This is a genomic window from Neobacillus bataviensis LMG 21833 (assembly GCF_000307875.1).
GTDB lineage: Bacteria > Bacillota > Bacilli > Bacillales > Cytobacillaceae > Neobacillus > Neobacillus bataviensis.
In genome coordinates this window covers 1-643 of record NZ_AJLS01000091.1, presented here as the reverse complement: position 1 = coordinate 643, position 643 = coordinate 1, and the positions used below count along the sequence as shown (strand labels likewise).

The window sequence follows — 643 nt, the reverse complement described above, 5'->3', positions numbered from 1 at the left end:
CGAACGATAAGTTTGCTTGATTTTGCTTTCTTGTTGCGAGTCTTGAGACCAAGGGCTGGTTTACCCCATGGAGTCATTGGAGACTTGCGACCAACTGGTTGACGACCTTCACCACCACCGTGTGGGTGATCGTTAGGGTTCATTACAGAACCACGTACTGTTGGGCGGATACCCATGTGACGTGTACGTCCTGCTTTACCAAGGTTGATTAAGCTTTGTTGTTCATTACCAACAACACCAATTGTAGCACGGCAAGTTGAAAGAATCATACGAACTTCGCCTGATTGAAGACGAACGAGTGTATATTTACCTTCTGAACCGAGTACTTGAGCTGAAGCACCAGCTGAACGAACCAATTGTCCGCCTTTACCAGGTTTCAATTCAATGTTGTGGATCAATGTACCAACTGGAATGTTAGCAAGTGGCAACGCGTTACCAACTTTAATATCGGCATCAGGGCCAGATATAACTGTCATTCCAACTTCAAGGCCTTTAGCAGCCAAGATGTATGATTTAACCCCGTTAGCGTAAACAATCAATGCGATGTTTGCTGTACGGTTTGGATCGTATTCAATTGTAGCAACTTTAGCAACTACGTTGTCAGTTGTACGTTTGAAGTCGATCATACGATATTTACGTTTGT

Annotated in this window: 1 protein-coding gene; it reads right to left on the bottom strand. The window is 44.0% G+C overall.

All coding sequences use genetic code 11. The features are described 5' to 3' along the window. The coding region (rplB, locus tag BABA_RS13015; RefSeq protein ID WP_007085652.1) for a 50S ribosomal protein L2 at positions 1 to 643 on the bottom strand (643 nt) is incomplete at both ends.